Below are 14,921 nucleotides of genomic sequence, written 5' to 3'. Positions count from 1 at the left end.
TCTGATAAAGAGAGCTGGAAAGCAGCATTGCCTGCTCATGAGCTGATCCGGCGAATGAATCTTAGGATCTTTGGATGAATAGATAAAAAACGCAGACTGCTTTAAGCAGTCTGCGTTTTTGCATGGCCTGTTTACTGAGCAAGAAATTTCTGCTTCACGTTACTGATTTTGTTCTGCTCCACTTGCTCGGTGGTATACCAGCCTTTTGCCATCATCTTGTTGTAGATGGTGTCCTGCATGCACAAGGAATCATCCAGTGCGGTGCAGAAGGCCTGGTGTACCTGATCCGTGCCGGATTCGATCGCCCCATGCATAAACAGGTCGCAGACGCCCTTTTCCAGCAGGAGGATATTTTCCATCAGATTTTTGTCATCCATGTTCGTTCCCTCCTTACAGCAATCCGTAGAAGTTTTGGAAAAGCTGCTGATGCTTTTTTTCCATCTGTTCTACATACGCTTTTAGCTCGGCGTCCTGCAATTGGCCAGCCACTTCTTTGCACTTGGTTTGAAAATATTTTTCGTGTCCCAGTGCGTCTTCAACATACAAGAGTTCTTTTGAAGTCATTATCATCACCTCACAGGTATTATGAGGAAGAAACGGTTCCGTTATGCGTTAAGTCGCACTTTTTATAAATATATTGAAGAAATATTGTTGTAAAAAGAGGCCGTTGCAGACGAGGTTCCAAAGAACAAATCTGCAACGGCCCGATTTGAAAAATTTTGCGTTAGTGTCCCCTGTGCTTCTCTTTGCGTTTTTCCTGCCGCAGGGTAAATTGCCGCTCTTTCTCGGCTTCCCGCTGTTCCCGGGATCGAACTTTGCGCGCTGTTTTCCCCTGTTCCTGCTGCAGCTTTAATGCCTGCTGCGCTTTGGTTCCAATGCCGGTGCGTTCCGTCTGCTGTTTTGCAAGGCGCTGCATGCGCTTGGGATTCACCTGTTTTTCAACAAGCGCGGCAGCTTCTACGGACGGACTGAATCGGAGCGTCTTCCAGTTCTTCAGCATAAAATCGTAAACCTGATACTCTTTTGGCTCTGCTCCAAACGTGATTTTGCTGACTTCGTACTTGCCGGAATCCTCCCGCTCATAAAGACCGATCCAGAAGGGGTCCTCAAACAGGACGGTGAGCTTAGACGCAATTTTGCCCATAAGTGATTCCTCCTTTAATGTGTTCTGCGCCGCAAAGAACGGACAACCAAAGGAGGCAGGTTACTGACAACAGCTTGTTGCTTCCGGACTACCAACCGGAATGTGTTTTTATCTTTGCGATTCTTATTTTACAGGAATTCCGGAGGGTGTCAAGCTATTGTCAGGATTAGATATGCGGCTTTTTGATCTGTTTTGATTGCCGGATATTCCATCATTTGCTATAATTAACAAATCAATCAAAAGTGGACAGGGGGATAAGACGTGGTAAATCATGGCTCCGTATTTCCTGCGGCGGAATACGACGAGGAAATCCGGCGTACGCTCCCGTACTATGAGGAATTTTACAGGCAAACAGCCGATGCGGTGCAGGCCTGCCAAACAGGGGCGCTATCATGGCTGGACGTGGGATGCGGCACGGGAAAAATGGCGGAATTGGCGTTTAAGAAAATCCATCTGAAAAGATTTGTGTGCTTGGATTCCTCATCTGAAATGATTCAAATCGCGCGTGCCCGCTTTGCTTTGCCATGCGCGGAATTCCAGGTCGCGGATATGCGGGAAATGGACTATGACAACGAGTTTGACGTTGTGACCGCCATACAGGTCAATCATTATTTACAGAAGGAAGAACGAATAAAGTCGCTTCAAAAATGCTGGAAGGCCTTAAAAGTGGGCGGCATTTTCATAAGCTTCGAAAACTTTGCGCCAAACAGCGGTTTTTTGCAGCGGCTCTATCTGGACCGATGGAAAACTTATGAATTACAGCAAGGGAAGGATCGGGAAGAATGTGAACGGCATATTGCAAGGTATGGCAAAGCGTATTTCCCGATTACTCTGTCGGAACAGCTTGATGCCATAAAAAGCTGCGGTTTTCGAGAGGCGGAGCTGCTGTGGCTTTCCGGCATGCAGGCGGGATTCCTGGGGATAAAATAATTTTTAGCATTTTCCGTTTGGATAGCGTGAGAGCACAATAAAAAAGAGCTGTGTTATTCCAGTTGCGGGTATACTTCGGTTAACCCAGCAGAAATGCGTTTTTGTTATATTCATGGGGGAAAATCTAACGATTTTCCTGATGCAATAAAAAAACCTGTGCCGTTTTTTCCGAGAGAAAGAAACGGCACAGGACAGCGTTTTTTGTTTTGCAATATCCAATAGTTTAAAATGAAGGAAGGAGTATGAAATGATTTCTGCTATTTTACAGCGAAGAAGCGTTAGAAAATACAAGGGAGATATGATAGCAAAGGAAACCGTCGAGCAAATTTTGCGCGCGGGAATGCTGGCGCCGTCCTCCAAAAACAGGCAGCCGTGGAAGTTTATCGTGGCAGCCGGAACAGCAAAGGAGGAGGCGCTTTTGGCCATGCAGGAGGGCTTGCTGCGGGAAAAAGCAGAGGCGATCCTGCCGGGGAGCAGGCAGCATTTGAGCGGAGCCGAGTATACGCTGCAAATTATGAGACAGGCGCCTGTGGTGATCTTTGTCGTCAATCCTCTGGGGCTGGATCTTTTCCGCCCGCTTACAGCGGAAGAGCGTATTTATGAAATCTGCAATGCGCAGTCTGTTGGAGCCGCCATGGAAAACATGACCCTGGAGGCGACGGAGCTGGGACTGGGAAGCTTATGGATCTGCGATACCTATTTTGCCTATCCGGAGCTTTGCAGCTGGCTGCACACGGGAGGAGAATTGCTTGCCGCCATGGCGCTGGGCGTACCGGACGAAGCGCCGCCGCCAAGGCCGAGAAAACAACTGACGGAGCTTGTGGATTGGAGAATTTAGGGCCGACGGTCAACCGTCCCCCAGAAGCATCTGATACAGAGTATGTGCGCGCAGTTCGTCATCCAAAGCCTTTTGGATGTGGACTAAGCGGTTGTGGACGGCGCATTCTGTACGATGTGTTATGCGCCATTCGCATAGATGCCCTGGTTTCATGCAGGCATTGATTTGTGTTTCTGCTCCTACCGCCGTCATCAGGTCGTACAGAGTCACGGTCTTCAGGTCGACGTTTAAACGGCAGTATTCCGGTGTGTCGTTCGAAATTTGAATCAATCCGCCTTTTTCCAGCTTTTTGAGAACAGTTTCTCCAAATGGAGCGGGAATAATTTCTTTTTGATAGATTTTTTCTGCGTCTGCCGGTTCTCCGTTGGACAGTGTGCGGAGAATCCGCAGGGCGTAATCCATTTCCCTTGTAATCAGCAATCTTTCCACCTATCTTTCTGAGTAATTCATTTTGACAAAAGTATAGCCAGTTCCCCAAATTCTGTCAATATGATATTGTCCAAAAAGAAATAGATGGGATTGGTAAAAAAGCGTAAAAAAACAGATGGTTCCCTCTCTATGCATATATGGAGGGGGAACCATTTTGTTTGTTGTAATCTTTGGGGATTGTTAAATCCGTTTTACAGGGAACAGGATGCCGGTTTCCAATTCTTCCGGGCTGTTTACCATTCCCTCGTCTTTCAGATAGCGTTCGATTGCCGGACCGCACACCTGGTATTCCGGATGCTGTGCGAACCAGGAACGGAGCGCTTCATATGCACATGCGGTTGTTTCATACGGACCGATGTGCGTGGTTGCAACGCAGGTCATTGCCGGGACAGTCTGGATATCCGGTCCGTCCGTGTTGACAACCGCCTGTGCCTCCACATCCATGCTTTCATAGGAAAATGTCTCGCTGTGACAGATGAGCTGTGTCGCCCCGGTGCGCTTGTATCCGCGCGCCTCCATCTCACGGTGCAGCTGGGCGAACAATTCATGCACCTCGCTGATGGAGATGGTTTTGCGAATGCCAAAGACCTTTTGCTCCGGTACTTCCATTACAATAACCGCGTATTTTTCCATTGCCATACCGATTCCCTCCATACGGATGATGTCATCCTCCATCAGACGAATCGACCGGCGCATATCGTTCAGCTCTTTATAAGCGTGGACCCTGCGCGCGTAAATCCGCTGTGCCAGCTCCTTTTGAGGAAGAGGCAGCAGTCCGGCGATTTCCACAAGAGTAAAGCCATAGTTTTTCAGCGTTTCGATCTGTTTGAGGCTGGAAAGCTGGGCCGGGTCGTAATAGCGGTAACCGTTTTCCGCGCCGATATGGGCGGGACGGAGCAGACCAATCGCATCATAATGCCGCAGCATGCGCGTTGAAATGTGCCCAAGAGCAGAAAATTCGCCGATGGTGAGCATGACAAACCTCCTTTTACTTTTCTGAACCGGTTCTATCATAAGGATATACCTTCACACAGTGTCAAGGTCAAGAGGGTTTAACAGATTCTTTTAATTCATATTCTGCACAATGCGGTAATAGGTGCGGGCCGTCCGTTGATACACGATGAAATACAGGATGGCGAACAGAAGAATGGTGACAATGGTGCAGATGAAAAACGGCGTGGTGTCCGTCATGCTGAATGCCGTCATGATCTTGCACAGAACGGGGTAAGCGACGATCATATGCAGCACCGCCATACCCAGCGGCAGAAAGAAGACCATCAATACCTGCTTCTGGATGGTGCGGCGGACTTCCTTATCGCTCATGCCGACCTTCTGCATGATCTGGAAGCGGTCGTGGTCGTCGAAGCCCTCCGTGATCTGCTTATAGTAAATGATCAGCACGGTAGCGATCAAAAACAGCACGACAAAAAAGACGCCCACAAACAGGAAGCTGCCGTAAAGCTGATAAAAGTCATCGCGCGTATCGTCAATGTTTTTAATAAAAGAGAGATGCGGCACGGTCTTGTTGAACCCATCGCGCAGGTTTTCATAAAACGCGGGAAGCTGATTCTGGTCGCCCTGCACGTCAAAATAGTAATGATAGCGGGTGATGCGCTGATAGGAAGCGCTGCTGCCGTTTATATCTGCCAGAAGCCGGTTTACTTCGTCCAGTGAGGGCATAATGACAGTCGCCCTTGACATGCCGATGGTGTTGTTGAAAAGGTCGGGAGAGGGGATGGCCTTTTTGACCCGGTAGGTCAGGTTTCCAATCTGGATGCTGTCCATTTCCTCTGTGAGGTCGGAATCATAATACAGGACCTCATCAGGGGCAAGCGATTCGTTGGAACCACTGGCCTGGTTGTAATCGCTCAGCGGGATGCAGGAGATGCTGTAATATTGCCCTGAAAAATCATCGGCGGAACTTTGAAAGTGATTGCCGTCTTTCACAGTGGTGAATTCCAGCGCAGCATATCCAAACGGATTTTCAACCGTAAAGCCGTAGAATTTTGCGTAGTCCTGCGCGGCCTGATTCATTAAAGCGCCGCTGGCTTTGTCCGCATCCGTGCAAGTCACATGAATTTGCCGGGGAAACTGGGAGCGGAGCGTATCCTCTTCCCCGATAAACAGGCTGACCGTAAAGGAAAGCGTTGTCAGCACACAGGTGGATAAAATACAGATGGTCGCCAATCCGGCCGCATTTTGTTTCATCCGGTAGATCATGCCGGAAACGGAGATAAAATTCTGCGGCTTATAATAGAATTTGCGATTTTTGCGCATCAGCTTCAGGACAGCGATGCTGCCGGCGATAAACAGCAGGTACGTACCGATGATGACCAGCATGACGCAGGGGAAAAACATGAGCAGTGCGTCTGCCGGGTTTCCCACGATGCACGCCAGAACATAGCCGCCGCCCAGGGTCAGGACGCCGCCCAGCGCAAGCAGCCAGCGGGCCTTCGGTTCCCGTTCGCCTTCCTTGCTGCTGTGCAGCAGGTCGATTGGATTGGTGCGGCAGATGCTGACAATGTCGTACAACAGGATAAATGCAAAGATATACAAGAAGAGCACGATGGTCATAGAGACAGCGTCCAGCGGGATGCTGAAGGTGAGAGGGGAGGGAATACCGACGATATAGAGCAGCAGGAGGAACATCAGCTGGCTCAGCAGCGCGCCGCCCAGGATACCGACGACGAGGCTCAGCAGGCCGGTAAACAGCACCTCAAAGAAGATCACAATGGAAATGTGCCGTTTTTCCATTCCCAGGATACTGTACAGCCCGAATTCCTTTTTTCTCCGCTTCATCACGAAGCTGTTGATGTACAGAAGGATCAGAATGGCGATTGTGGCGAAGATCCAGAAGCTGAACCCCAATATAAAGGACATATAATCCGCGCCCTTTGCGCCGCTCTGTTCGACCATGATAGTAACGGAACGCAGGATGTAGCACAAGCCGACGATCAGGGTGCTGGCCATCAGGTAGGGCAGATAGATGCTTTTGTTTTTCTTTATGTTTGTAAAAGCAAGGCGCGAATAGAATAACTTACTCATGCAGTTCGCCCCCTGTTGCAAGCACCGTCAGCGTATCGGAAATTTTCTGGTACAGCTCGCCGTTGCTCTGGCCGCCGCGGTAGATCTGGTGGTAGACCAGGCCGTCTTTGATAAACAGGACGCGTCCCGCGTGGCTTGCGGCGCGCGTGCTGTGGGTGACCATCAGGATGGTCTGGCCCTCCCGGTTGATCTCTTCAAAAACCCGCAGAAGGCTTTCCGTCGCTTTGGAGTCCAGCGCGCCGGTCGGCTCGTCGGCAAAGACGATATTGGGCTGTGTGATTAAAGCGCGGGCAACGGCCGCGCGCTGCTTCTGTCCGCCGGAAATCTCGTAGGGGTATTTGTTCAGCAGCTCACTGATGCCGAGCCTCTGTGCGATGGGCTCGATGCGTTTTTCCATCTCCCGGTATTCCTTGCGGGCCAGGACCAGAGGAAGGAAAATATTGTCTTTCAGGGAAAAGGTATCGAGGAGATTGAAATCCTGAAAGACAAAACCCATGTGGCTGCGCCGGAACGCCGCCATCTGCCCTTCTGGAATGGCCGCGATGTTGTTGCCGTTGAGCAGCACTTCACCGCCGGTCGGCTTGTCGAGCGCCGCCAGAATATTCAGCAGGGTGGTTTTTCCGGAACCCGATTCGCCCATGATTGCGACGAATTCGCCTTCCTCCACGGAAAAATTGACGTCTGTCAAAGCCTGCACCAGGCTGCCGCCCATGCGGCTGGCATAAATTTTCTTTAAATGATTGACCTGTAAAAGGGTCATGATAAGCGCCTCCTTTTAGAACGATCGATGTTGTTGGGAACTTCTCCTATAGTATAAAAAAGGTCGGACCGTTCATCCATCGGATTGGCTTACGTTTTCGGCTGGTTTCTTACATTGCTGTAAGGTTACTCGACCTCCAGCGTTTCGCGGGAGAGGTCCAGGAATACCCGCGTCCCTTTTCCCACCTCAGAGGTGATCTGAATGGAATGCCCCAGCATGGCCAGTGCCTGGCGGCAGAGGCTCAGCCCAACGCCGGTAGAACGCTTGTCCAATCGTCCGTTATAGCCGGTATAGCCCCATTCAAAAACCCGGGGCAGGTCCTCCGGGCGGATGCCGATACCGGTGTCTTCAATGACAAGCGTTGCGGGCGCATCCGGCTGTAAATAGATGGAGACAGAACCCTTCGGCGTATATTTGACGGCGTTGGTCAGCAGCTGTTCCAGGATAAAAACCAGCCACTTTTCGTCAGTGATTACCCGGCAGGAAACGGTTGCAAAATGTAGAGCAATCTTTTTGTGGATAAAGAGCGTGGCAGTTTTTTTGATGGCCTGCCGGATTAAAAAATCCAGCGAGTATTCCTGAAACAGTAAGTCCATCGGGCCTTTTCCCAAACGCTGATATTGCAATACCATTTCCACATATTGTTCGGTTTTGAAAAGCTCCTGTTCCAGCGCGCTGCGGTCCGGCATTTCCTCGCGCAGAAGCAGCCGCATGGCGGCAAGGGGCGTTTTAATCTGATGGGACCAGAGCGTATAATACTCTTTGGCGGTTTCAGCCGACTGGCGCGAGCGTTCTTCCGCGTCCTGGCAGCGCTTTTCCAGCAGGTGCAAAAGCTCCTGATAAGCGCGTTCCTGCCGGTCCGCCGCAATGGGGAGCGCACCCAGGTGAGTGGGCGCCTGCTTGCGTAGAAAATACAGGTGCTGCTGCCTCTGCCGGTAATGCCGGAAATCCCAGAAGCTGAACAGGATCAGGACTGCAGTGAATAAAAGCGCCGTGTAGAAGGCCGGCCCCCAAGGCAGCCCGTACAGGCCATACACGACGAAAAGGACCGTGATAAACAGGAGAAACAGGAAAAGCGTTTTCCAATGCCTCTGGATATATCCCAGAATGTCGGTTAAAAATTCTCTTCCCATGTTCTATGCCTCCACCAGATAACCCATGCCTTTTTTGGTGAGGATCAGATGCGCCAGCCCAATGCCCTCCAGCTTTTTGCGCAGGCGCGTCATGTTGACCGTCAGGGTGTTGTCGTCGATGAAACTTTCCGTTTCCCAGAGCTTTTGCATCAGGTGCTCGCGCGGTACGGTGTTGCCCCGGTTTTCCAGCAATACCTGCATGATTTTAAACTCGTTTTTGGTGAGTTCCACCTGCTGTCCCTGGTAGGAAATCGTCGCGTCCCCCAGATTAAACACCATGCCGTTATGTTCCACAATATTGAAATCCGCTCCGAAGGAATAAGCGCGCCGCAGGACGGCCTGGACCTTTGCGGTCACAATATCCAGATCAAACGGCTTGGCGATAAAATCGTCCGCGCCCAGGTTGATTGCCATTACAAGGCTCATGTTGTCCTTTGAAGAAGAAATAAAAATAATGGGCGCCTGGCTGATTTTGCGTATTTCCGTGCACCAATGGTATCCGTTGAAGAACGGCAGGGAGATGTCCAGAAGAACCAGGTGCGGCTGGTTGTCCTGAAATTGCTTTAAAACCGTTCCAAAGTCCGTGACGGTTTGTACCCGGTAACTCCACTTTTCCAAATGGCGGGACAGAACGCCGGCAATGGTGAGATCGTCTTCCACAATCATAATTTTATACATAAGCGGTGCACATCCTCAATTCTATAATGTTTTACAGCAGGTTTCATCATAACATGGATTGCGCCTCTCTACAATAATTTATCTGTTCTGAAAAGCGGGAGGGTGCCGAAAGTCGTATGCTGAAATGATCGTTTTATCCATATTGATGTATTTTGACTTTTTCCAGAAAAATGGAAACAGTTTTGGTGTGTTTTAAATATTACGCCATGTAAGGATAAGGCTGGTAAATGATTTCATTCAGTAGCGGAACTATGGTGCATGATTGAGGAATTAATTGTCATTTTCGTCCGCACCCCATGGACAATGCTTGATAAAAATTTCCATATAATGTTATAATACAAAGGATATAAATACTACAAAACTTATCTGTAAATTGAATGGAAAACCATTGTAAATTGACAAATACTGGACCGTGGGTTTGTAAATAAGCGTTCAATTTGAATAGATTTTAATGTACAATGCAGTCGTTAAGAAGGAGGGATGGCGCGGGAAGGGAAAATTGGCGGACACAGATGTCTGCCGGAAGGATATCTTGGAAATACGAAGAAGGAGGTAAAGGAAAGAAATGAGACAAAAACGTTCAACAAAGCTTCTGTCGTTGTTTCTGTCGTTGACATTGCTCTTGAGTACCTTTACAGGCACCATGGCGTTCGCGGCAAAAGACACGGGAGCATCCGCCTTTGCGGGCGGAGCCGGAACGGTGGAAGACCCGTATGAGATCACAACGGTCGCGCAGCTGCGTGCGATCCGCAATGATCTGGAGGCGTCTTACCGTTTGGGCAAAAGTCTGACTCTGCCGGAAGGTAACTGGGAGCCCATCGGCAAAATGGACGCCGAATTTAAAGGCACCTTTGACGGAGCCAATTACACCATCAGCGGGTTGACACAGGACGACCGCTATGCGGACAGGCTGGGCCTGTTCGGCTACATGAGAGATGCGTCCGTCAGCAATCTGTTGGTGGAGGTAGACTTCATCAGCGGTCATAACCTGGTGGGCGGCATCGCCGGCTATGCGGTCGGCGGCGCTATTTTGAACTGCGGCGTGGTGGGAATGGATGAAGACAGCTACATTTCCGCTACAAATACCAACCTTGGCGGCTTGGTCGGAGAAGCGCACCGCACGGTGATCGACGGCTGCTTCACATCTATCGATGTGCTGGGCGATGTCAGCTGCAGCCCGGTCGGCGGTCTGGTAGGCGCTTATAACGGCGAAAAAACCAACATGGAATACGGCACGGAGGATGCAATCAAGAATTGCTTCACCACGGGCAATGTGCGCAGCGGAAGCAGCAGCGCGGGCGGCCTGGTCGGCGCGCTGAACGGCGCGAGCATGTTCAACTGCTTTGCGACAGGCAACATCAGCACAAATGGCAGCAGTTCTCAGTTTGTCGGCGGCCTGGTCGGTTCCATGAAGAGCGACAATGTCGGCTCTACGGGCTATAAGCATGCCGGTACGGTGGAAAACTGCTATTTTGCAGGCGCCGTGCAGGAAGGCGGCGCGGGCGCGGTTGCATATCTCTTTGGAGAAGGCACCGGCGCGGGCGTCAACTATTATAATGACGCAATTGAAAACGGATTCAATCAAGTGCAAAAATGTGAGGAGCCCGTAGATCTGACCCCGAAGTCCATAGAGGAGATGCAGAGCGAGGCCTTTGTAGAGGAATTGAACGATGCGTCCGTGGACGTAAGCTGGATCGATTGGACGTACAATGAAAATGGCTTCCCGGCGCTTTTCGGCGTGGGAGAAAACTTTGAATCGGCAGAGCCCGGTCCGGAGCTGGAATCCTATTCGCATTACAGCGAGTGGAAGACGGACGGCAATAACGACGGCCCGGTCTGGTTCTATCAGAAGAGGGTCAAGGCGGACAAGAGCTGGACAGATTTTACCAACTGGAATACGTCCGAGTCGGCCTGGGCGGAGACGACTTTTGGCAGCAGTTCGGATTGGGGCAAAATCGGACAGGATATCATGGTATCCCTGTTTGGCGCCAACTCCAGCTATGACGGCGTAGCGTATGCATGGAAAGCGCCGCAGGCCGGCCGCATCCGTATTTCCTTTGAGACCGAAATCACGGCGACCAAACCCAATGAGGCGCCGGTGCAGATTTCCAAGGGAACCCAGAGCGCGGTGGAAGAAATCCTGCGCACCTATACAGTTAAGAATGATTCTCCGACCACCACGGCAACGGCCGATCTGACGGTTGCGGAAGTTGCGGCAGGGGATTATATCCGCATCGCACAGTTTGGCAATGTGGACAACGATGTGAAAAATGTGCGCCCGGTTATTTCTTATCTGGCGGACGACGATGCAACGTACGAACAGGCCATTTTGGGCCAGCTCTGTGACCAGGCGGAAGCATTGCTGAGCGGCGATTATACGGCTGAGTCCCTCGCGGCGCTGCAGGATGAGCTGGATGCGGCCCGTACCGTTCAGGAGAACGGCTTTGCAACGGCGGCGGAGTATCTGGCGGCGTATGATGCGCTGCAGGCTGCGATCGACGCGCTGGTTGCCATTTCGTATACCAAACTGGATCAGGCGCCGATGGCCGCGACAGTTGTAGCGGACAGCGAGCACACCACCAGCAGTTCCTCCGGAGACGGCCCTGCGAGATGGGCCTTTGACGGTAAACAGGATACCTGGTGGCATTCCCACTGGACACTGAATATTCAGCCCAATCACTGGATTGCGTGGGGCCTGAGCAATGATTTGTCCGAATCTTACTATGTGGCAAAAGTGGAGTACCAGCCCAGAACTTCCGGCGGCAGCCCCAACGGACGTTTTGGCCAGTATGTCCTGGAAGTGAACAACGATGCGACCTCGGTTGCGGATACGCCCGACAGTGCGTGGACGCAGGTGGCAAATGGCACTTGGGCGAACGACGCGGTACTCAAGACGATTGTGCCTGAAACACCGGTGCAGGCAAACAAGATTCGTCTGAGAAGCCTGACGACCTACGGAGATCCGGCCAACAGCTTTGGCAGCGCGCAGGAAATCAATGTGTATGCCACAGATGAGCCGACGCCGCCTTCTGTGAATAAGGATGCGCTGCAGGAGCTCTATAACATTCATAAGGACAAAGAGCAGGGCGGGTATACACAGTCTTCCTGGCAGGCGTTTGTCACGGCGCTGGAAGCCGCCGGACTGGTGCTGGCAAACAACGATGCGACCCAGCAGCAGGTTGACGATGCCAAGAAAGCTTTGGAGGATGCGGTTCTGGGCCTGACAACACCGTCTGGTGAAACCCGTGCGTATATCTTCCATCCGTATCTTTTGAAGAATTGTATGAACCTGATTGTTCCTGTAGGAGAGACTGCGGTTGTCAAGTGGGAATGGGTTCAGGAGCAGAACGGCTATGTGCCGACGATCAACGGTTCCATGCTGCGGAACGACCTTACATTTGATGCAGCGGCAATTGCGCCGGTGGTTGCGATGCCGGTCAGCGGCGACAAACAAGTGGTCGGTGGATTGCAGAAGGTCCGTGCCATTCCGGACCCGGCGGAATATACCCTTTCCCCGACGGCGGAAACCCCGGCGGAAACAGATATTCAGACGAACAGCAAGTCGCCGGATGTTCCCTTCAGTGTCCAATACGTGGATCAGAACGGTGAAACCCTTGGAACCGTTCAGAGAGTAGCGGGTCTTTATGACAGTGAGTTTTATGTTGGCGCGACGCTGAATGATATTCCCGAGTACAAGGATCAGGGCGCAAAACTGAGCGGGAAGACCTATACAACAATTAATGTGACCAGAGACGCGGATGGAAACGACATTGCTATTCCGTCCTCTGTCAGCTTTACAGTCGATGTCCCGGAACAGACGAAGGAAGTCTCAATTCAGTACACCCTGAATAACGAAGTGGTCAGCACGGCGACGGAAACCCTGTACTTGGGCGATCCGGCGAAGACCATCACGGCGGTCAGCCCATCCGATGCCTATCTGCTCAACCCGGCGGTCCAGACTGCCACAGCGGAATACACGCTGGATGGCAAGATCAAAATTAACGGTAAGATCGTAACCGGTGCGCCGGTCATCACCTTTACTTTGAAGAGAGTGCCGCCTCCCAAGGCCTATTATGACTTTGTTGTCAACGGTGAAAAGGCGTTCACCCTCGGATTGGAAGAGGGTAAAACGGCAACGGTGCAGTGGAAGAAGTACCAGCCGCCTTACATTGACGGAAAGCCCACGCCGGATCCGTATCTCCGGTTGGAAATCCGTCTTCCCAGCGGCAAGAGCTTCTATCCGACCTATCTGACTGAGTTGGACGGCACCAAGTACAATGGATTCAAGCATAATGAAATCGAACTCAAAGCGGCGGGCTTTGATGTAACAGGCGCCTATAATCTGCCGGATATTGTCCGCAGCGTTCCGCTCGATCAGACGATTACGCCGATCGCACTGGATCTGGCTCCGGCCTCCGGAGACGCAGTATTGTATCCGTCCGGCAGCCCGAAAGCGCTGGGAATTACAATCGGCGAAGTTCAGCCGGAAGTAACCGTCGTCAAGGTGACCCATCCAAGCGAGAAAATCGAGAAGGGCACAACAGAGCAGTTCCTGGCGACCGTAGAGGGAACCAATGTGACGCAGAACGTCACCTGGAGCATTGTCGGCGCTCATCAGAACAGCAAGACGACCATTGATGAAAATGGTTTGCTGACAGTCGATGAGAACGAGCCGTACGATATCTTTATCGTCCGGGCGACCTCTGTGGATGACCCGACCAAGTACGGAGACGCACATATCACAATGACGCCGGCCGGTATGCCGAAGGGCTCCGGTACGGAGGAAGATCCGTACATGATTACCACGGCGAAAGAACTGAATGCAATCCGGAATCTGTCCAGCACCTATTCTCCCAAGTACTTTAAGATTGTCAACGATATTGATCTTTCCGACTATGCGGAAACCTGGACGCCGATCGGCACAGAACGCAGCAATCGGTTTGGCGGTATCATTGACGGTAACAACAAGACCATCCGCGGTTTGAAGGTGGATACCGGCGATGCAATGTATGCCGGACTCTTCGGCTTCACGGAAGGCACGATGATCCGGAACCTGACGGTGGAAGTCGTCAGCGTAAATGGCAAGACCTATGTTGGTGGCCTGATCGGTTACGCCAATGAAACCACTCTCATCGGCTGTGGTGTCAAGGCGGCCAATGCGGACAGCAAGGTCGTTGGCACCGGCAGCGAAATCGGCGGTCTGACGGGCGTTGCGCTTGGTACCACCCTGAAGAACTGCTATGCGGAAATCCCGGTGCAGGGCATTGCCAAGCTGGGCGGCCTGGTCGGCAGCTACAGCGGCAACAGCAAGACTGAGATTACCAACTGCTATGCGACCGGCGACGTGACCTCGACGAATACAAACGTTGAAAGTCATATTCACACCGGCGGCCTGGTCGGCAATGCGCAGAAGGCGAAGATCAACAACAGCTTTGCGACCGGTACGGTTACGGCAACCGGTAAGCGCATCGGCGGTTTGACCGGTACAATCAGCGGCAGCAGCGGCGGAGAAAAGGGCTGGCTTCAGAACAGCTTTGCTTCCGGCGCAATCCATGCGGGCGAAGGCTCCACGTGGGTCGGCGGCCTGACCGGTACGCTGGAAGGCGGCGGAACAGCGATCGTCAACGGCTATTACAACAATGCTGCATCTTCTGGCTGCGGACTTGTTTCTCCCAGCCTGTCTGATACGTCCACCGGAAAAACGGCGGAAGAGCTGAAGAGCCATGCGTTTGCCCTGGAGCTGAATACCAATGCTTCCAGTTATTCCAACTGGGCAAAATGGGGCTTTGATTCTACAATCAACAATGGTCATCCGGTCTTGTGTGAAGTTGGCGTCGGTGAAGGCGTGGACGAAGTCACAGATCAGCCGGTTGACAAATATGTGCATTACACAGTACTGCTGAGCAACGTGGGCGGCCTGCTGCAGACGAGCTTTGAAGTAGACGTCAAGGTAGGAGACAGCCT

At 51.7% G+C, this 14,921-nt stretch carries 12 protein-coding genes; 3 read left to right on the top strand and 9 right to left on the bottom strand.

Annotation, left to right across the window (positions count from 1 at the left end):
- Positions 1-131: 131 nt before the first annotated feature.
- The 3 genes from I4V53_RS12430 to I4V53_RS12420 all read right to left on the bottom strand — a co-directional run bounded on the left by I4V53_RS12430 (position 132) and on the right by I4V53_RS12420 (position 1,144).
- Positions 132-377, bottom strand: a complete 246-nt coding sequence (locus I4V53_RS12430; protein WP_195986017.1) for a spore coat protein — start codon at positions 375-377, stop codon at positions 132-134.
- Between the two features lie 13 nt (positions 378-390).
- The gene (locus I4V53_RS12425) at positions 391-564 is read right to left on the bottom strand and encodes a hypothetical protein (protein WP_195986016.1); all 174 of its coding nucleotides are present in this window, start codon (positions 562-564) and stop codon (positions 391-393) included.
- Between the two features lie 160 nt (positions 565-724).
- Positions 725-1,144 (bottom strand): YjdF family protein, encoded by a 420-nt coding sequence (locus I4V53_RS12420; RefSeq protein WP_195986015.1) that lies wholly within the window; start codon positions 1,142-1,144, stop codon positions 725-727.
- 261 nt (positions 1,145-1,405) lie between these two features.
- Between I4V53_RS12420 and I4V53_RS12415 the strand changes: the two genes are divergently transcribed.
- Together I4V53_RS12415 and I4V53_RS12410 are read left to right on the top strand one after the other, a co-directional pair.
- Positions 1,406-2,074, top strand: a complete 669-nt coding sequence (locus I4V53_RS12415) for a methyltransferase domain-containing protein (RefSeq protein WP_195986014.1) — start codon at positions 1,406-1,408, stop codon at positions 2,072-2,074.
- A 247-nt stretch (positions 2,075-2,321) separates the two neighbouring features.
- Positions 2,322-2,912 carry a nitroreductase family protein gene (locus I4V53_RS12410; RefSeq protein WP_195986013.1) on the top strand — a complete coding sequence of 197 codons (591 nt, stop codon included), beginning with the start codon at positions 2,322-2,324 and terminating at the stop codon, positions 2,910-2,912.
- A 9-nt stretch (positions 2,913-2,921) separates the two neighbouring features.
- On the opposite strand, the gene I4V53_RS12405 is transcribed toward I4V53_RS12410, so the two are convergent.
- The 6 genes from I4V53_RS12405 to I4V53_RS12380 form a co-directional block, all read right to left on the bottom strand.
- Positions 2,922-3,332, bottom strand: a complete 411-nt coding sequence (locus I4V53_RS12405; RefSeq protein WP_195986012.1) for an RrF2 family transcriptional regulator — start codon at positions 3,330-3,332, stop codon at positions 2,922-2,924.
- Between the two features lie 189 nt (positions 3,333-3,521).
- Positions 3,522-4,316 carry a MerR family transcriptional regulator gene (locus tag I4V53_RS12400; RefSeq protein ID WP_195986011.1) on the bottom strand — a complete coding sequence of 265 codons (795 nt, stop codon included), beginning with the start codon at positions 4,314-4,316 and terminating at the stop codon, positions 3,522-3,524.
- Between the two features lie 90 nt (positions 4,317-4,406).
- Complete coding sequence (locus I4V53_RS12395; RefSeq protein ID WP_195986010.1) at positions 4,407-6,386, bottom strand: FtsX-like permease family protein; 1,980 nt, start codon at positions 6,384-6,386, stop codon at positions 4,407-4,409.
- Entirely contained in the window at positions 6,379-7,146 is a 768-nt protein-coding gene (locus I4V53_RS12390; protein WP_195986009.1) for an ABC transporter ATP-binding protein, read from the bottom strand. Before I4V53_RS12390 ends, I4V53_RS12395 begins: the two co-directional genes overlap by 8 nt.
- A 125-nt stretch (positions 7,147-7,271) precedes the next feature.
- A complete protein-coding gene (locus I4V53_RS12385) occupies positions 7,272-8,279 on the bottom strand; it encodes a sensor histidine kinase (protein WP_195986008.1) in 1,008 nt (335 codons plus the stop codon).
- A 3-nt stretch (positions 8,280-8,282) separates the two neighbouring features.
- The gene (locus tag I4V53_RS12380) at positions 8,283-8,957 is read right to left on the bottom strand and encodes a response regulator transcription factor (RefSeq protein ID WP_195986007.1); all 675 of its coding nucleotides are present in this window, start codon (positions 8,955-8,957) and stop codon (positions 8,283-8,285) included.
- Between the two features lie 565 nt (positions 8,958-9,522).
- Here I4V53_RS12380 and I4V53_RS12375 point away from each other — a divergent pair.
- Positions 9,523-14,921 (top strand): GLUG motif-containing protein (locus I4V53_RS12375; protein ID WP_195986006.1); only part of this gene is annotated, 5,399 nt, incomplete at its 3' end.

The sequence above is a fragment of the Clostridium sp. D33t1_170424_F3 genome, from assembly GCF_015667585.1.
Lineage (GTDB): Bacteria > Bacillota > Clostridia > Oscillospirales > Acutalibacteraceae > Anaeromassilibacillus.
This window is presented reverse-complemented; position numbering and strand designations above follow the sequence as displayed.